This window comes from Sodalis sp. CWE, assembly GCF_019646055.1.
Taxonomy (GTDB): domain Bacteria; phylum Pseudomonadota; class Gammaproteobacteria; order Enterobacterales; family Enterobacteriaceae; genus CWE.
Genome location: NZ_JAESFE010000001.1, coordinates 575,847 through 594,011, shown reverse-complemented (window position 1 = coordinate 594,011; position 18,165 = coordinate 575,847). Strand labels below are relative to the sequence as shown.

The 18,165-nt window shown below is 33.6% G+C and carries 13 protein-coding genes; 11 read left to right on the top strand and 2 right to left on the bottom strand.

From position 1 onward, the window contains the following. Positions 1 to 1,102 precede the first annotated feature (1,102 nt). The 11 genes from mnmG to glmS all read left to right on the top strand — a co-directional run bounded on the left by mnmG (position 1,103) and on the right by glmS (position 13,945). Positions 1,103 to 3,016, top strand: a complete 1,914-nt coding sequence (gene mnmG / locus JK145_RS02260) for a tRNA uridine-5-carboxymethylaminomethyl(34) synthesis enzyme MnmG (protein WP_220665215.1) — start codon at positions 1,103 to 1,105, stop codon at positions 3,014 to 3,016. Positions 3,017 to 3,899: 883 nt separating this feature from the next. Further along, positions 3,900 to 4,721 (top strand): F0F1 ATP synthase subunit A, encoded by an 822-nt coding sequence (atpB, locus tag JK145_RS02255; RefSeq protein ID WP_220665214.1) that lies wholly within the window; start codon positions 3,900 to 3,902, stop codon positions 4,719 to 4,721. A gap of 52 nt (positions 4,722 to 4,773) precedes the next feature. Beyond that, entirely contained in the window at positions 4,774 to 5,016 is a 243-nt protein-coding gene (atpE, locus tag JK145_RS02250) for a F0F1 ATP synthase subunit C (protein WP_220665213.1), read from the top strand. 57 nt (positions 5,017 to 5,073) lie between these two features. Next, positions 5,074 to 5,544 carry a F0F1 ATP synthase subunit B gene (gene atpF / locus JK145_RS02245; RefSeq protein WP_220665212.1) on the top strand — a complete coding sequence of 157 codons (471 nt, stop codon included), beginning with the start codon at positions 5,074 to 5,076 and terminating at the stop codon, positions 5,542 to 5,544. A 33-nt stretch (positions 5,545 to 5,577) separates the two neighbouring features. Continuing rightward, positions 5,578 to 6,120 carry a F0F1 ATP synthase subunit delta gene (atpH, locus tag JK145_RS02240; protein ID WP_220665211.1) on the top strand — a complete coding sequence of 181 codons (543 nt, stop codon included), beginning with the start codon at positions 5,578 to 5,580 and terminating at the stop codon, positions 6,118 to 6,120. A 13-nt stretch (positions 6,121 to 6,133) separates the two neighbouring features. Continuing rightward, positions 6,134 to 7,678 (top strand): F0F1 ATP synthase subunit alpha, encoded by a 1,545-nt coding sequence (gene atpA, locus JK145_RS02235; RefSeq protein ID WP_220665210.1) that lies wholly within the window; start codon positions 6,134 to 6,136, stop codon positions 7,676 to 7,678. 62 nt (positions 7,679 to 7,740) lie between these two features. After that, a complete protein-coding gene (gene atpG, locus JK145_RS02230; RefSeq protein ID WP_220665271.1) occupies positions 7,741 to 8,613 on the top strand; it encodes a F0F1 ATP synthase subunit gamma in 873 nt (290 codons plus the stop codon). 23 nt (positions 8,614 to 8,636) lie between these two features. Further along, positions 8,637 to 10,019, top strand: a complete 1,383-nt coding sequence (gene atpD / locus JK145_RS02225; protein ID WP_220665209.1) for a F0F1 ATP synthase subunit beta — start codon at positions 8,637 to 8,639, stop codon at positions 10,017 to 10,019. 19 nt (positions 10,020 to 10,038) lie between these two features. Further along, positions 10,039 to 10,467, top strand: coding sequence for a F0F1 ATP synthase subunit epsilon (locus JK145_RS02220; RefSeq protein WP_220665208.1), 429 nt, complete (start codon positions 10,039 to 10,041; stop codon positions 10,465 to 10,467). Positions 10,468 to 10,543: 76 nt separating this feature from the next. Next, positions 10,544 to 11,932: a bifunctional UDP-N-acetylglucosamine diphosphorylase/glucosamine-1-phosphate N-acetyltransferase GlmU gene (gene glmU / locus JK145_RS02215; RefSeq protein WP_220665207.1), complete on the top strand. Its 1,389-nt coding sequence runs from the start codon at positions 10,544 to 10,546 to the stop codon at positions 11,930 to 11,932. A gap of 174 nt (positions 11,933 to 12,106) precedes the next feature. Next, positions 12,107 to 13,945: a glutamine--fructose-6-phosphate transaminase (isomerizing) gene (gene glmS / locus JK145_RS02210; protein WP_220665206.1), complete on the top strand. Its 1,839-nt coding sequence runs from the start codon at positions 12,107 to 12,109 to the stop codon at positions 13,943 to 13,945. A 102-nt stretch (positions 13,946 to 14,047) separates the two neighbouring features. Here glmS and dapE read toward each other — a convergent pair whose 3' ends face one another. Together dapE and ptsI are read right to left on the bottom strand one after the other, a co-directional pair. Continuing rightward, positions 14,048 to 15,178 (bottom strand): succinyl-diaminopimelate desuccinylase, encoded by a 1,131-nt coding sequence (gene dapE, locus JK145_RS02205; protein ID WP_220665205.1) that lies wholly within the window; start codon positions 15,176 to 15,178, stop codon positions 14,048 to 14,050. Positions 15,179 to 16,413: 1,235 nt separating this feature from the next. Next, a complete protein-coding gene (gene ptsI, locus JK145_RS02200) occupies positions 16,414 to 18,141 on the bottom strand; it encodes a phosphoenolpyruvate-protein phosphotransferase PtsI (RefSeq protein WP_220665204.1) in 1,728 nt (575 codons plus the stop codon). Between the last annotated feature and the right edge of the window lie 24 nt (positions 18,142 to 18,165).

Below are 18,165 nucleotides of genomic sequence, written 5' to 3'. Positions count from 1 at the left end.
ACTTTTGATTGTAAAAAGGTTCTTTGATATTTATGATGAATAGGTAAAATTTTGATCCTGACATATAAGATTTGGTCAATTTATGTGAATTTTTCTTAAAAAGAAGAATAATTTTGATGAAAAATTTTTTCTTACAAAAAGATAAGCGACTGTTTGATCAAAAAGTTTTCCTTCTCTAAAGAAGTTTAAAATTATTTTTTTATTTTTTAATTCTTTAAATAGATTAATTAAATAAATTTCGTTATAGCTATGTAGTACCAGTACCTAACGTCTTAGTTTATTCAATTGGATTAAAATTAACTATTTTTTGCACATTAAATAATGTAATTGGAAGAATTTTGCCTTATTTTTAATATAAAAATTTCATGTTAAAAGATCTTCCAAATTTTGAAAATTATCTTAGTCATAACTTGTATTTTTTAAAATGATAGATTTTTTATCGAAAAAATAATTTTTTTGAATTAAAATGATTTTAAATCAAAGATTTTAACTTAGTCTCCAAAAAACTTATAACGAAGCTATGCATAAAACTCTTGTTGCTTAGTTGTTTAAGTTTCTTTTGAGTTTTAAAAGAAGAAGTTTTTAAAATATACAACTACTATCGTCTGTTTGTTTGAATCCAATTTTCGATAATTAAAAAAACAAGTAAAAAAACACAACAATACATTTTACTTGCCAAATTCTCCGGCGCTATGCATTATTTTTTCTACGTAGAGACGTAGATGAGTGCAAAATAACCTTGTAAAAGTGGTTTTTTTTAAAAAGCTTCTTCAATAAGAAAAAGCCTATTAAACGAAAACAACAATTTTTTATGAAGTTTTGATAGAACGTTATTTTGATAAAATTAAAAGTTTTTATTATTTCAAGGTTACAATTAACAAGTTACTTATAACTTTATAGTGTTTCTTGAAATAAATTTTCTAATTTAGACAATAAATATTTATGTTATACGCATTTTTTGCGTTTTTATTTACAACAATTTTTGTTTGAAAACGTAAGAATATTGATAATATAACTGATTTTTTAATTTTTTTCTTTTCCACTTTTCAGTAGCTTTTCCTTTAGAAAAGGCTATGTACAATCTTTTTCAAGGAAAGTGATCATGTCTTATCATAATTTTGATGTTATTATTGTTGGAGGAGGACACGCTGGTGTAGAAGCGGCAATGGCATCGTCTCAGATTGGATGTCAAACCATGCTCGTAACACATAATGTTAATGAATTAGGAAAAATGTCTTGCAATCCAGCGATTGGTGGTATTGGAAAAGGACATTTAGTAAAAGAAATTGATGCGATGGGGGGGCTTATGGCGCAAGCTATAGATCGGTCTGGCATTCAATTTAAAATATTAAACATTAGTAAGGGGCCTGCCGTCAGAGCCATTCGCGCTCAAGCAGATCGTATTCTATATCGGCAAGCGGTACGTAGTATATTGGAAAACCAGCCTAATTTGTTTATTTTTCAACAAACGGTTGAAGATTTAATCATGAAAGGAAATAGAGTAAAAGGTGTCGTTACTCAAATGGGATTTAAATTCTATGCTCGTGCTGTCATATTAACTGTTGGAACTTTTCTTGATGGAATAATTCATATTGGAATGAATCATCATCATGGTGGAAGGGCGGATGACCCATCTTCGATTTCTCTGTCTCGTCGTTTACGAGAATTACCTTTTCGAATAAATCGATTAAAAACTGGTACTCCACCTCGTATTGACATACGTAGTGTTGATTTTTCACAGTTAGCGGAACAACATAGCGATAATCCAATTCCAGTTTTTTCTTTTTTGGGATCAAAAGATCAACACCCGCGTCAAGTTCCTTGTCATATCACTTACACCAATGAAAATACTCATAGAATAGTTCGAAAAAACTTAGATCGAAGTCCTATATATGCAGGTATAATTAAAGGTATCGGACCACGTTATTGCCCAAGCATTGAAGATAAAGTAGTACGTTTCGCAAATCATACTTCTCATCAAATCTTTCTAGAACCAGAAGGACTAACCAGTAATGAAATTTATCCAAATGGGATTTCAACTAGTATGCCTTTTGAGGTACAAACAGAGATTGTTCGTTCTATAAAAGGGTTAGAAAACGCACATATTGTTCGACCAGGATATGCGGTTGAATACGATTTTTTTGATCCAAGAGATCTTAAATTAACTATGGAGAGCAAGTTAATTGCAGGATTATTTCTTGCCGGACAAATTAATGGAACCACTGGTTATGAAGAAGCTGCTGCACAAGGTATGCTTGCTGGGCTTAATGCAGCTAGATTATCGATGGATAAAGATGGATGGTTTCCACGACGTGATCAAGCGTACCTTGGTGTATTGATAGATGATTTAATGACACTTGGGACTAAAGAGCCTTACCGTATGTTTACATCTCGGTCTGAGTATCGCCTGTTATTACGGGGAGATAATGCTGATCTTAGATTAACTGAAATTGGAAGACAATTAGGAATGGTTAATGATATCCGTTGGAAACAATTTTGTATTAAAAGAGAGCAAATTGAGAAAGAACGGCAACGTTTACGTAATATCTGGATTTTTCCTAAAAATAAGTATGCTGAACAACTAAATTTATTGCTTCAAGAACCTCTTAAAAATAAGATAAATGCTGAAGAACTACTTAAACGACCAGAAATAAATTATAATTGCTTGTGCCGTTTGATAGATCCAGAATCAGCACTTTCTGATAGTCAGACGGCGGAGCAGGTTGAAATTCAAATTAAGTATCAAGGATATATTATTCGTCAACAAGAAGAAGTAGCGCGACAGATGTGCAATGAACATATTACTTTTCCTGCTGAAATGGATTTCAGCATTGTAAAAGGCTTGTCAAACGAAACAATTGCTAAGCTTAATGATTATAAGCCGAACTCTATTGGACAGGCGTCACGTATTTCTGGAATAACGCCAGCTGCAATTTCTATACTGTTAATCTGGCTAAAAAAAAGACTCAGAAATTGTACTACAACGCTTGATGTCCAGGTTAAGAAATTATCTTAAAAGAGTTCTTCCCTAAAGATGCACGATATTTAATTGCATTAATGGTAGTATCAAGCTAATATTATAGTCTTATTATCGAATGCTATCATAACATTTAGCTTTAGTTAGGCTAACCCATAGAATTGATAAGTATGAAATTATTATCAGTTAGCACCATATTCTAGTTCTATATCATAGATGTTTTCTAGGGGAAAATGCCAAATTTTTTGGTATGAAAATGAAACTAGATTATTAAATTACTCATCTAGTTTCATTTAATTTTTTAAAAAAAATTTCCTTTATGTAACTTGTTTGAACAAGACAAAAAATTTTTTAATTTTTTAAAATTCTTTTTTTGTGAGGAAACTTTAGAAGAAATAAAGCTATGAGAAAATTGCGTAAAGTTGTATAACTTTAATTTTTAATCTATAAAAATAGGGTGCATTCTGCTGCACTTTAATTAATTAACTGAACTAAATTGACAGTGTTAGATTAAAATTGGATTGATTATTCTATGGGTTTGCTTTTGCAAATACGATTTTAAAATTTCTTCGAGAATGTTATGTTATTCAGACACAATATTCATGATTCTTTCTTAAGAACTATTCTTTTCTGCAAAAGATTTTTTTCGAATTTTTTCTTTTATATGTAAAAATTGTATAGATCTGTTACCTCGTAAATTATGTTGTTTTAATTAAAGGTTTTTGTGACCTAATTATCTTTAGGATAAACTAGTTCAAGATCCATTTCATAATGCTTAAGCTTATATTTATTTACATTTGAATAGCTTTATTAGAAAGATCGTTTCGCTCCATTAAAATTTATATTATTAATTCGTTTTCTAAATAGCTTCGATTTTTTGAGAATAATCAAGTAATCTCGTAGAATCGTTAAAGGGAAAATTATGTTCGTGTCTGAAGAAATTTGTACTGCGCAGTATTACATACGTCACCACTTAAATCAACTTCAACTTGACCTTCGAACTTTTAAGTTAATCGACTCTAATACATCTTCATCTTTCTGGGTTTTAAATATAGACTCTATGCTTTTTTCTTTTCTGCTTGGTATTGTTTTTTTAACATTTTTTAAGTTTTTTGCTAAAAAAGCTACCGTTGGTGTACCTGGTAAAATTCAAGCTTTGGTTGAATTGATAATTGTTTTTGTTGACGAAAACGTGCGGGATGTTTTTTGTGGAAAAAGCAAACTCATAGCGCCTCTTTCGCTAACTATCTTCGTATGGGTATTTTTGATGAATTTGATGGACTTATTCCCTATAGATTTTTTTCCTTGTCTCGCTAAATATATTTTCAATTTACCAGCATTGCGTGTAGTTCCATCAACCGATGTAAACGTTACCATGTCAATGTCGTTAGGAGTATTTTTTCTTATTCTTTACTATAGTACGACTTCAAAAGGAATTTTTGGTTTTTTAAGAGAGTTGACTTTTCATCCATTTAGCGGACATCCAATATTTATTTTAGTTAATTTACTGTTAGAAAGTGTTAACTTATTATCTAAACCAATTTCACTAGGTTTACGATTATTTGGCAATATGTATGCAGGAGAATTAATCTTTATCTTAATTACGGGTTTATTACCATGGTGGTTTCAGTGGATTTTAAACGTTCCTTGGGCTATTTTTCACATTTTTATTGCCGTGTTACAAGCTTTTATTTTTATGATTCTAACGATTATTTATCTTGTGATAGCATTCGAAAAACACTGATATTTGTTTGAATTTTTAGTCAATTTATGTTTATTTTTTTGGGAGGTTTTTTATGGAAAATATGAGCATGGATTCTTTGTATATGGCTTCTGCTATAATGGTGGGTTTAGCAGCAATAGGAGCTGCAATTGGTATCGGTATTTTGGGCGGAAAATTTTTGGAGGGTGCTGCACGTCAACCAGATTTGATTCCTTTGTTGCGGACGCAATTTTTTATTGTTATGGGTCTTGTTGACGCTATTCCAATGATTGCTGTAGGTCTGAGCCTTTATGTAATGTTTGCTGCAGGATCATAAATTTTGCACAGTGATTTAATGAATTGCTAATTTTAATTTTATTGAGGAGAAGTTATAGTGAGCCTTAATGCAACAATTCTTGGCCAGGCCATTTCATTTTTTATTTTCGTTTTGTTTTGTATGAAATATATTTGGCCACCGTTGATAGCTGTTATCGAAAAACGTCAAAAAGAAATCTCTGAGAGTTTATTGTTTGTCGAGCGTACTAAAAAAGATTTAGAGATCGCTAAAGAAGAAGCTGCTACTTTTTTAGAACAGATGAAAATGGAAGCCAAAAAAATCATTGAACAGGCTTACCAGCATAAAGCAAAAATAGTATATGAAGCTAAATCCGAAGCGGAAGTTGAACGTAAGAAAATTTTAGCATTATCTCAAAAAGAAATTGAAACTGAATATAATCGTGCACGAGAAGAATTGCGCAATCAGGTTACTACATTAATTTTAGCGGGCGTTGAGAAGATCATTAATCATTCTATAGACAGAGCCGCTGATAAAAAAATCATCGATGCGATCATCGCCAAATTATAAGAAAGATATGCTGAATATTAAATGGAAGATATTATGAGTTGGTCCTCTAAAATGGAGACTATTGCCCGTCCATATTCTAAGGCTGTTTTTGATTTTGCTGTTGAGCATCGATCTGTATCATATTGGCAGGAAATATTAACTTTTTGTGTTATGATAAGCCGCAATGAACGAATAACTAAATTGTTATCGGGATCGTTCTCACATCAAAAACAAGCAGAAATCTTTATCGCAATTTGTGGAAACAACCTTGATTTTGCTGGAAAAAATTTAATAAAAATAATGTCGAAAAACAGACGTTTAATAGTTCTACCCAATGTATTAAAACAATTTATTTCTTTACGTATGGAGCAAGAGAAAATCATAGAAGTAGAGATTATCTCTGCTAGTTCTCTAAGAGAAGAGCAATTAGTAAAAATTATGACCATAATGCAGCATCGATTTTCGAGTAAAGTAAAACTTAATTGTAAAATTGATCCATCTATTGTGGCGGGGGTTATTATTCGAACCGGCGATATGGTAATAAATAGTAGTGTACGTGGGTATTTGAATTGTCTATCAGATTTTTTGCAGTCTTAAAGAGAACTAAAACATGCAATTAAACTCTACCGAAATCAGTGAATTAATCAAGCAGCGCATAGCTAAATTTGATATAACAAGTGAGTTTTACAACGAAGGTACTATTATTTCTATAAGTGATCAGATTGTACGACTACACGGTATAACTAAAGCTATGCAAGGAGAAATGATAGCTCTTCCTGGTAATAATCGTTTTGCTATCGCTCTCAATTTAGAACGAGACTGTGTAAGTGCTGTAGTTATGGGTCCTTGTACTGATCTTACAGAAGGTATGAAAGTAAAATGTACAGGTCGCATTTTGGAGGTTCCTACTGGTCGCTGTTTGCTTGGTCGTGTTGTAAATGCTTTAGGTGCACCTATTGACGGTAAAGGACCTTTAGAAAATTATGATTTTTCACCCGTTGAAGCAACCGCACCAAACGTTATTGAACGTCAATCAATTAATGAACCAGTACAAACTGGTTATAAATCTATTGATGCCATGATACCTATTGGACGTGGCCAACGAGAACTCATTATCGGAGATCGTCGAACAGGCAAATCAACATTAGCCATTGATACTATTATCAATCAGCGAAATAGCGGAATTAGATGCATTTACGTGGCTATCGGACAAAAAACGTCAGCTGTAGTCAGTGTAGTAAAAAAGCTGGAGGAATACGATGCATTAAAAAATACTATTGTTGTCGTCGCTAGTGCGTCTGAATCCGCTGTCTTGCAATATTTAGCGCCATATTCTGGTTGCACTATGGGCGAATACTTCCGTAATCGTGGCGAAGATGCGTTAATAGTTTATGATGATTTATCTAAACAAGCTGTAGCATATCGTCAAATTTCTTTGCTTCTTCGTCGTCCTCCAGGAAGGGAGGCTTACCCTGGAGATGTATTTTACTTACATTCTCGTTTATTAGAACGAGCAGCTCGTGTTAATAGTAAATATGTTGAAAACTTTACACATGGGACAATAAAAAATAAAACAGGCTCTTTAACTGCGCTTCCGATTATTGAAACTCAGGCTGGTGATATTTCTTCATTTATCCCAACTAATGTAATTTCTATTACTGATGGTCAAATATATCTGGAATCAGGTCTTTTTAATAGCGGCATGCGTCCTGCTATAAACCCTGGGATTTCAGTGTCTCGTGTTGGTACTGCTGCACAAACAAGAATAATGAAGGAATTATCTGGTAGCATTCGTACCGCATTAGCACAATATCGGGAATTAGCTGCATTTTCTCAATTCGCCTCTGATTTAGATGAAGCGACGCGTAAACAATTAAGTCATGGAAAAAAAATGGCTGAACTGATGAAACAAAAACAATATGCACCAATGTCAATTGCTAAGCAGGCGTTGATTCTTTTTGCAGCTGAGCATGGTTATTTAGAAGATGTTGAATTAACAAAAGTTGGTGACTTTGAAACTTTGTTGATATCTTATGCAGACCGGGAACACAACGAATTAATGCAACAAATTAACAACATTGGTATTTATAATGAGTATATTGAAAATAGGATGAAAAATATTCTTAATACTTTTAAAAAGACTCAGTGTTGGTAACAGCATCATTACGTATAGATATGATCCATGTTTGTTGTGCAAGTTGCAACTTAGAGAGAAAAATGATCGAAACAAAAATAGAGATACGCAAAAAAACTATTGGCTTATTGCATACGCAAAAAATTACTAAAGCAATGGAAAAAGTTGCCGTTTCCAAAATGCGTAAAAGTCAAGAACGAATGGAGGCTGTTCGTCCTTATGCAGAAAAAATTCAAACAATAACTGAGCATTTCATATCAAGGAATTTGAATTATAAGCATTTATATTTGGAGAAGCGTAATGTAAAACATGTTGGTTATCTGGTAATAGGAACTGATCGTGGTTTGGTTGGTAGTTTGAATATTAGTTTATTTAAAAATGTATTGATTCATATGAAGGAGTGGGATCAAAAAGGCGCAAAGAGTGAGTTAGCCTTAATTGGATCTAAAGCAGTCTCATTTTTTAATTCGATAGGATACAAGTCAATGATTCAGACTATTGGCATAGGAGATGTTCCTGTACTATCAAAATTAATTAGACCGATAAAAATTATATTAAAAGCCTATGAGGAAGTTAAATTAGATAGAATTTATATTGCCAATAATGCATTTATTGGCGCTATGTCGCAAAAACCACAAATTTTGCAAATCTTACCCATTTCATCGTTAAAACAAAGAAGTTCAAGAATTAGACCTTGGGATTATTTGTATGAACCAGATCCAAAGATTTTGCTTGATTTTTTATTAAAACGTTATGTTAAATCGCAAATTTATCAAGGGATTATTGAAAATTTAGTGAGCGAGCAGGCTGCACGAATGGTAGCAATGAAATTAGCAACAGATAATAGCAGTAATTTAATTCAAGAACTTCAATTGATTTATAACAGAGCTAGACAGTCTAGCATTACCCAAGAGTTAGCAGAAATTGTTTCAGGAGCTGAAGCGGTCTTAAACTAAAGGTAAATCACGTAGAGGGTTAAATGACTATTGGAAATATCGTACAAATTATTGGCACTGTGGTTGATGTTGAATTTCCACAAAATTTTGTACCCAAAGTTCTTAACGCGCTTGAAGTTAACAATGATAATGAGAAGCTAATACTAGAAGTAGAGCAGCAGCTTGGTGATGGCATAGTTCGTTGTATCGCAATGGGATCCACTAACGGTCTTCGTCGTGGTTTAAAAGTACTTGACCTTGGGCGAACTATTGAAGTGCCAGTAGGTGAGACAACTTTAGGACGTATTATGAATGTACTAGGGGAACCAATAGATATGAGAGGTGATATTAGAGAAAAAGAACGTTGGTCTATTCACCGTTCGGCTCCCAGTTACCAAGAGTTAACAACCTCTCAAAAGATATTGCAAACTGGCATTAAGGTTATTGATTTAATGTGTCCTTTCGCTGAAGGTGGAAAAATTGGTCTTTTTGGCGGAGCAGGTGTTGGTAAAACCGTTAATATGATGGAGTTAATTCGAAATATCGCCGTTGAACACTCCGGATATTCTGTATTTACGGGTGTAGGCGAACGTATTCGTGAAGGCAATGATTTTTATCATGAAATACAGAGTTCCAATGTAATTAATAAGGTTTCTTTAGTCTATGGACAAATGAATGAGCCACCAGGAAATCGTTTACGTGTAGCGCTTACTGGATTAACTATAGCAGAGAAATTTCGTGAAGAAGGCCGTAATGTTTTGTTTTTCATTGATAATATTTACCGTTATTCTCTTGCTGGCACTGAAGTTTCAGCTTTGCTTGGTCGTATGCCATCTGCAGTTGGATATCAACCAACATTAGCAGAAGAAATGGGATTATTGCAGGAACGCATTACCTCCACAAAGACTGGGTCTATTACTTCGGTACAAGCAGTATATGTTCCTGCAGATGATTTAACTGATCCATCACCGGCAACTATTTTTTCCCATCTTGATGCTACTGTAGTTTTAAGTCGTCAAATTGCTTCGCTAGGAATTTATCCAGCAATTGATCCTCTTAACTCTAATAGTCATCAGCTAGATCCACTAGTAGTTGGTCAAGAGCACTATGATATAGCATGTAACACGCGATCAATCTTGCAACATTATCAGGAATTAAAAGATATTATTGCTATTCTTGGAATAGATGAATTATCTGAAAGCGATAAGCTGATAGTATCACGTGCTCGTAAGATTCAACGTTTTTTATCCCAACCGTTTTTTGTAGCAGAAGTATTTACCGGCTTTCCTGGAAAATATGTTTCCTTACAAGATACAATTCATGGATTTAAAAATATTATCAATGGCGAATGTGATCATATTCCAGAACAAGCATTCTATATGGTAGGTTCTATTAGTGAGGCTATAGAAAAAAGCAAAAAACTATGAATTCGTAAGGATCTTGAACATGAATTCAAAAACTTTTCATCTAGACGTAATTAGTTTTGAAAAAAAAATATTTTCTGGAATGGTTAGAAAAATTCAGATAACAGGCAGCGAAGGAGAATTAGGAATTCATCCTGGACACACACCATTAATTACAAGCATTAAACCTGGCATGATTTGTATTGTTAAAGAACACGATTGCATCTATAAAGAATTTATTTATCTATCTGGAGGTTTACTTGAAGTGCAATCGAAAAGAGTAACCGTATTGGCCGATAGTGCTATCCATGGTGAAGACCTAGATGAAAACAAAGCAATAAAATCTAAGTTAAAAGCGGAAAAATGCATTAAAAGTGTTCAGAATGGGGATGTTAATTATGCAGAATATTCTTTTAATTTAGCTAAGGCAATTGCAAAGCTACGTGTCATTAAATTGACAAAAAATAATTAAAAATAAAAAATCCCCGGTCGTAAAATCACGATGACTGGGGATTTTTTCAAGAACCATATAAAGAGGTCCGTACAAAATGGACAAATTAAATCGGACACTGAGCGTCATTATACTTGCTGCAGGACGAGGAAGTCGAATGTTTTCTTCCTTACCAAAGGCTTTACATCCAATTGCCGGAAAACCCATGGTTCAGTATGTGATTGATGTTGCTATTCAACTTGATGCAGCTTCTATCTATTTTGTTTACAATCATCAAGATAATCAATTATTGCGCGAGCAACTTGTTCAATACAATAAAATTTTAAATTGGATTTTACAACCTGAGCAACTTGGAACTGGTCATGCTGTGCAACAAGTTATGCCTTTCTTAAGTGATAGAGAGGATGTTCTAATTTTATATAGCGATATTCCGCTTATTTCTTCTAATACATTAAAATCTTTACTGATGGTTCGTCCATATGGAGGAATTGCTTTACTGACAAGAGTAACGGAAAATCCTATGGGATACGGGCGCATACTTCGCTTTAATAACGAAGTAGTTGGCATCATCGAACAAAAAGATGTTAGTGAACAACAAAGACAAATCAAAGAAGTTAATACTGGAATTATAGCTGTCGGCAGCGAAGATATCAAGCGTTGGTTAAGAAAATTAACTAACAAAAACGCACAGAATGAGCTTTATTTAACGGATATTGTTGCTATAGCATGGAACGAGGGACGTAAAATCAATACAGTACAACCTATACGAAAAGAAGAAGTAGAAGGCGTTAATACTAGAGTGCAATTAGCACAGTTAGAACGTCTTTTACAAAAGCAAAAAGCAGAACATTTACTTTTATCTGGCGTAATGTTATCCGATCCAGATCGTTTTGACCTTCGTGGCGAATTATGTCATGGAGAAGACATTTTCATCGATACTAATGTAGTCCTTAAAGGACAAATTATTTTAGGTGATAGAGTTACTATTGGAACTGGTTGTGTTTTAACGAATGTTGTTGTTGGAAATGATGTAACCATTCATCCTTACACAATTATTGAAGAATCACATATAGCAGCATGGAGCGTACTTGGTCCATTTGCTCGCCTTCGCTCTGGCAGCCATCTAGAAGAAAAAACACATGTTGGCAATTTCGTCGAATTGCAACAAGCTCATCTAGGTAAGGCTTCAAAGGCTAATCACTTAAGCTATTTGGGAAACGTTGAGATCGGTGCTAGGGTAAATATTGGCGCTGGTACTATTACTTGTAACTATGATGGGGTAAACAAACATAAAACTTATATTGGCGATGATGTTTTTATTGGCTCTGATAGTCAGTTAATATCTCCAGTAAGTATTGGTAATGGAGCAACCATTGGTGCTGGCACCACTGTGACACACGATGTAAATGAAGGCGAAGCTATTATCAGTCGGATTCGACAATTTTCTATTACTAATAATTGGAAGCGCCCAATGAAAAAAAAATAAAAGAAGTCACTTGTTTTTGCTGCACGTAAATAATTTTTATTATATTTGGTAGGTAAGTAAATCTAATAATGAAGATATATAATTGCGGCACGTTGTGTATATACCTATGTAAATTCCTTTACACTCTTACTTTAATAATCTTTCACGCTTCCAGCTTAATCAGAAACAATCGAAATGTGTGGAATAATAGGTGCAGTTGCACAACGTGATATTGTCGAGATATTGTTAGATGGTTTACGTCGTCTTGAATATCGCGGCTATGACTCTGCCGGACTATCAGTGATAGATAAAAATAAATATTTGCAAAGATTACGTTGTGTAGGAAAAGTTAATGTACTTACTAAAGCGGTCCGAGAATGTCCACTATTCGGCAACATTGGAATTGCTCACACTCGCTGGGCAACTCATGGTAAACCAACAGAAATTAATGCACATCCGCATATTTCCGGACATATAGTAGTGGTTCATAATGGTATCATTGAAAATCATGAGTTTCTGCGAGAACAATTGCGTACGAATGGTTATACTTTTGTTACAGAGACTGATACTGAAGTAATTGCACATATGATTCATTGGTGGCAAAGAAAAAAAAATGGCGTGTTGATGGAAGCAGTACACCAAGTAGTCAATACGCTTCGCGGTGCATATGGGGCAGCTATCATAGATAGTCACAATCCGAGCGTGCTGGTTGCAATTCGCTCTGGCAGTCCATTAGTAATTGGACTTGGTATTGGAGAAAACTTTCTAGCTTCCGATCAGTTGGCATTACTTCCTGTAACTCGTAGATTTGTTTACCTTGAGGAAGGTGATATCGCTGAAATAACTCATCGTACTGTACGAATTTGGAATCAGGAAGGGCAAATAGTCAAGCGAACAGAAATTAAATCTGAAATAACACTCAATTCTGAAACTAAAGGCAAATTTAAACACTACATGCAAAAAGAGATTTTTGATCAACCAAAAGCAATTAAAAAAACTTTAGAAGGTCGTTTTAATAATAACCTCGAGGTAATGTTACCAGAACTTAGTAAAATTGCGAACGCAATATTAAGTCAGGTAAAACACATACATATTATTGCATGTGGCACATCCTATCATGCTGCTATGGTTTCCAGATATTGGTTTGAGTCATTAGCTAGAATTTCTTGCGACATAGATATTGCGTCTGAATTTTGTTATCGCAAACCTGTGATACGTTCAAACAGTCTTTTGATTGCTTTATCTCAATCTGGGGAAACTGCTGATATTTTGGCAGCACTACAGTTAGCTAAAAAGCTAAACTACCTTGGATTATTAGCTGTTTGTAACGTTTCTGGTTCTTCGTTGGTACGTCAATCTGACATGTCGTTAATGACTCGCGCTGGTATTGAAATAAGTGTTGCTTCTACCAAAACGTTTACCACTCAACTAGCAGTGCTATTGATTTTAGTAATTCATATTGGTCTTTTGTGTGAAACAATAACTAATCGAGATGTAAAAGATGTTATTTTAGCTTTACAAACACTTCCGAGTCAACTTGAAAAGGTTTTATTACTTAGTAAACCCATCAAAGCACTAGCGAAAAGTTTTTTTAATAAACATCATGCGTTTTTTTTAGGTCGTGGAAGTCTTTATCCTATTGCAATGGAAGGAGCGCTAAAACTTAAAGAAGTATCTTATATTCATGCAGAAGCTTATGCCGCTGGGGAGCTTAAACATGGACCATTAGCGTTAATTGATTCAACAACACCGGTTATTGTTGTGGCGCCTGATAACGAGCTATTAGAGAAAACCAAGTCTAACATCGAGGAAGTACGTGCTAGAGGTGGGTTATTGTACATATTTTCAGAACGAGACTCTGATTTTACCAAAGATAAAAAAGTTAAAATTATTACTATGCCACATGTAGAAAAGATTGTAGCACCTATTTTCTATACTGTACCTCTTCAACTATTGGCTTATCACACTGCTATAATTAAAGGAACTGATATTGATCGACCTAGAAATCTAGCTAAATCAGTAACAGTAGAATAAAAATATATTTTTTTTTAAAAAATCCGTACCGTAGTGCTTCTATGTTTCATGAGAGTCTTTGTAATAATTTTTAAGATTTAATTAGAAACTAATGAAATTGTATTATAAAATTAATTGTTTCATGATATAATAGTAGATGTTGCTTAATAATTGTAGGTCGTTAACTTTAACACATTCATTAGCTTTATGAATCGTAGAATTTATTAATCCAAGCTCTACTACCTGCGCACCCAAACGAACAATAAATCGTCCATCAGAAGTTCCACCACTAGTTTCCAAACGAGGTGTAATCTTTTGATAACGTTCTACAGCACTTGCTACAATTTTTACTAGAAAACCTTGACTTGTTAAAAAAGGTTGAGCTGTAAGCAGCCAATCAATACGGAACCGAAGTTTATAATATTTCATTAAATCTTCCACTCGTTGACGAATAATCAAGTCTGTTAGTTCGGTACTAAAACGAAAATTAAATTTTATTTCTATTTCAGAAGGGATAACGTTGTTATTGTTTTTTGCTGAATTAATATTTGTTATTTGCATTGTAGTTGGCGGAAAAAATTCATTTCCTTTATCCCATTGAATTTCAACAAGTTCTTTTAAAACTGGTATCACGCGATGAATAGGGTTTTCTGCTAGATGTGGATATGCAACATGTCCTTGTACACCTAATACGACTAAAGTAGCATATAACGACCCTCTTCTTCCATTTTTGACAATATCTCCGACTTGTAGGTTACTAGAAGGTTCACCTACTAAACAGTAATCAATTTGTTCTTGACGACCCATTAATACATCTACTACCTTAGATGTCCCATTTTTGGAATTCCCCTCTTCATTAGAAGTGATAAGAAATGCCAACCGAAATCGATGATCAGGATGTTGCATTATAAATCGCTCAACAGCAACGATCATGGCCGCAAGTGAACCTTTCATATCGGCCGCACCTCTTCCGTAGAGAACCCCATTATTAACTGTTGGTTCAAATGGAGGACTGTTCCATTGTTGAATGTTTCCAGCTGAAACTACATCAGTATGGCCAGCAAAAGCTAAGGTTCGTCCTTGCTTGCCACGCCAAGCCCAAAAATTACAAGTATCGCCAAAATGCATTTGTTCAACAATAAAACCAAGTGTTTTTAAACGATCTTCAATGATTGTTTGACATCCAAAATCGTTAGGGCTGATTGATGGTCGTTTAATTAACTGTTTAGCAAGTTCTAAAATAGGACAAAACATTTTTCTCTCTTACTTATTTATAAAGTATCTTTATCTTTGACGTATTATAATCGGTTGGACCTCTAGCTCTTTTTGATTTTTGCTAAAATGATATATCTAAGCTTTAGAATTATCAGAAAAATAACGTAATTATAATAGATTGACTATTTTGACTGAGTTTTCCTAAAAATATTGGATTAGAATTTTAATAATTTATATTGTGCAGCAGCACAGATAATAAGTTATTAAAATTATTTATAGTTTTTTAGTCATTTTTTACTGAGCTTTTTACAATATACTAATATGCATCGTGGTTGACTGTACTTTTAATTGCTTACAATTAAAAGTAAAATTATTTACATTACAAATTCGAATAATTTCATACTTACTAAAAGTAAAGCGCTCGAAATCTTAAAGCTAAAAAATCGTTATATTCTATCCTAAATTTATAAAACCATTAAAAAAATTATATAGCGTAACTAGCTCGTAGGACGGTTGAAAAAATGCAGTTATTCTTATTCAGAAAGGAATCTCATATAAATAAGATTACATTAAAAGATCTATAAATCTTCCATGTTGGTTCTTATCAGGAAATTAGTACAGTTACGATACAATATTAATACAGCATAAACAGATAAATTGGATACAAATCGTATCTTACTTTATCTTAGCAGAAAGATGCTAAGACTTGGTAGCAGTTATGTAAATTTTTTATTGAAATTTAATCTATCTCTGATAACAGATCTAATGTTTTTCGTTAAGTATTGCAAATACTTGTAATTTTCATACTTATTTTTATTCTTTTAACTTCAGTAAATAATCAAATTTATCTGTTGTTTTATGTATGATATATTTTTTTAGAATTAACCCGATCAAATGATTCTATAAAGAAAGTTTGATTAGATATTTTTAAGTTTTAGGAGGTAATTTTAAAAAAAATAAAAGTAGTATAACGAAGAAGTTCCATATTAATAATTTATTTCGTGAAAGTAAGAGTGCTTGGAATAGCAGCAGGTATACAGTAAACTCCCTCAATGTAAATCAATTAGTTTTAACCCAAAATCTAAAATTAGAGCCAATTCATTATTGACATGAAAATTAATTTAGTGCTGATTTCTTCTATCTTACTTAACTAAACTTTTCTATTCTAGAATGTTAAACGTAATTTAATTAACTAATTTTTATATTTATTGAGCAAGGATTTGGTGAATAAATCTAAAAAACCTTTTGGATTGGTTTATTTTGCATTTGTAATTTTAATGACAAATATTATCTCCGGTAAGTTTGTTAATCGAATTAATTAATTCTTCTGTTGTTGGTTGAGCTAAAGCTTCCTCTGCCAGGACTTTTGCATCGGAAAAGTTTGTATTACGAATAATATTCTTTATACGTAGTATAGAAATGGAACTCATGCTAAATTCGTCCAATCCCATCCCTAATAATAATACTGTGGCGCGTTCATCTCCTGCTAACTCACCACACATTCCTGTCCATTTTCCCGCAGCATGAGAAGCATCAATGACTTGTTTAATTAATATCAATACTGCTGGAGACATAGGATTATATAAGTGGGAAATCAGCTTATTATCTCTATCTACAGCAAGAGTATATTGAGTTAGATCATTTGTGCCAATGCTGAAAAAATCTACTTCATGTGCAAGATGCTGAGCTATTACTGCGGCAGCAGGTGTTTCTATCATTATACCAACTTCAATTTCTTCATCAAAAGCTTTTCCCTCTTCACGAAGTTGATTCTTTAATAAAGAAAGTTCTAGCTTTAGAATACGGACCTCCTCTACTGAAATAATCATTGGATACATAATACGCAGTTTCCCAAACGCTGAAGCACGAAGGATGGCGCGAATTTGAGCGTGTAACATCTCCTTACGATCGAGACTAACACGAATAGCGCGCCATCCCAGAAATGGGTTATCCTCTTTTGGTAAATTCATATAAGGTAAAATTTTATCACCACCGATATCCATGGTACGAATAATAACAGAACCAACAGGTATAGATTCCGTCACTGCTTTGTAGGCTTGAAACTGCTCTTCTTCACTCGGTAATGAGTCACGATCCATAAATAAAAATTCGGTACGATATAAGCCAATTCCTTCTGCGCCGTTTCGTGTAGCTCCTGCAACGTCTCGAATGGTGCCAATATTAGCACAAATTTCTACTCGTCTTCCATCAAGAGTAATTGCTGGAAGATCTTTAATATTTGCTAATTTTCGTTTTTCTGCAAAATATTTATTTTGCAACACTTTTAATTTTTGGATGATTGCTGTAGTGGGATTAACATAAACTCGATTATTGATCGCATCTAGAATTAAATAATCTCCGTTAATTACTTTTTTAGTGATATTGCCAGTGCCGACAATTGCTGGTAATTCAAGTGATCGAGCCATGATAGATGTGTGTGAAGTTTGTCCGCCACTATCAGTAACAAAACCTAGTACCTTGTCTAAATTTAATTGTGCAGTTTCTGATGGTGTTAAGCTTACTGCTACCACTATAGCCTCTTCATTAATAGCGCTTAAATCAATGATTGGCATTACTAGAATATTATGTAGTAAACGTTTACCGATGTCACGCACATCAATAGCTCGTTCCTTAAGATATTCATCGTCAAGTTCTTCTAAAGCTTTGGCCTGGGTTTCAATTACAGAATGAACTGCAGCATCTGCACTGATATGCTTTTCTTTTATAAGAGAGATAACGTCTTGTTCAAATTCTTCATCTTCTAACAACATAATGTGTCCTGCAAAAATAGCTTCTTTTTCCTCACCGAGGATTTTACCCGCTTTATTTTTGATTGCCTCTAGCTGTGCAGAAGATTTTTTTCGTCCAACAAGAAAACGTTTAATTTCTTGTTCAATTTGATCTGTAGTAATCTTTTTTTGGTTGATGACAATTTCATCTTCTTTCAGTAGCAACGCTTTTCCAAAAGCAATGCCAGGTGATACTAAAATGCCAGAAATCATGACTCCACCTTTTGTTTACAACGC

What these genes read in the sequence shown, in the direction of transcription:
- atpH (WP_220665211.1), top strand. Translation starts at nt 5,578, where the DNA reads ATGAGTTGGTCCTCTAAAATGGAGACTATTGCCCGTCCATATTCTAAG.
- JK145_RS02220 (WP_220665208.1), top strand. Translation starts at nt 10,039, where the DNA reads ATGAATTCAAAAACTTTTCATCTAGACGTAATTAGTTTTGAAAAAAAA.
- dapE (WP_220665205.1), bottom strand. Translation starts at nt 15,178, where the DNA reads ATGTTTTGTCCTATTTTAGAACTTGCTAAACAGTTAATTAAACGACCA.
- atpA (WP_220665210.1), top strand. Translation starts at nt 6,134, where the DNA reads ATGCAATTAAACTCTACCGAAATCAGTGAATTAATCAAGCAGCGCATA.
- glmU (WP_220665207.1), top strand. Translation starts at nt 10,544, where the DNA reads ATGGACAAATTAAATCGGACACTGAGCGTCATTATACTTGCTGCAGGA.
- atpG (WP_220665271.1), top strand. Translation starts at nt 7,741, where the DNA reads ATGATCGAAACAAAAATAGAGATACGCAAAAAAACTATTGGCTTATTG.
- ptsI (WP_220665204.1), bottom strand. Translation starts at nt 18,141, where the DNA reads ATGATTTCTGGCATTTTAGTATCACCTGGCATTGCTTTTGGAAAAGCG.
- atpE (WP_220665213.1), top strand. Translation starts at nt 4,774, where the DNA reads ATGGAAAATATGAGCATGGATTCTTTGTATATGGCTTCTGCTATAATG.
- atpB (WP_220665214.1), top strand. Translation starts at nt 3,900, where the DNA reads ATGTTCGTGTCTGAAGAAATTTGTACTGCGCAGTATTACATACGTCAC.
- mnmG (WP_220665215.1), top strand. Translation starts at nt 1,103, where the DNA reads ATGTCTTATCATAATTTTGATGTTATTATTGTTGGAGGAGGACACGCT.
- glmS (WP_220665206.1), top strand. Translation starts at nt 12,107, where the DNA reads ATGTGTGGAATAATAGGTGCAGTTGCACAACGTGATATTGTCGAGATA.
- atpD (WP_220665209.1), top strand. Translation starts at nt 8,637, where the DNA reads ATGACTATTGGAAATATCGTACAAATTATTGGCACTGTGGTTGATGTT.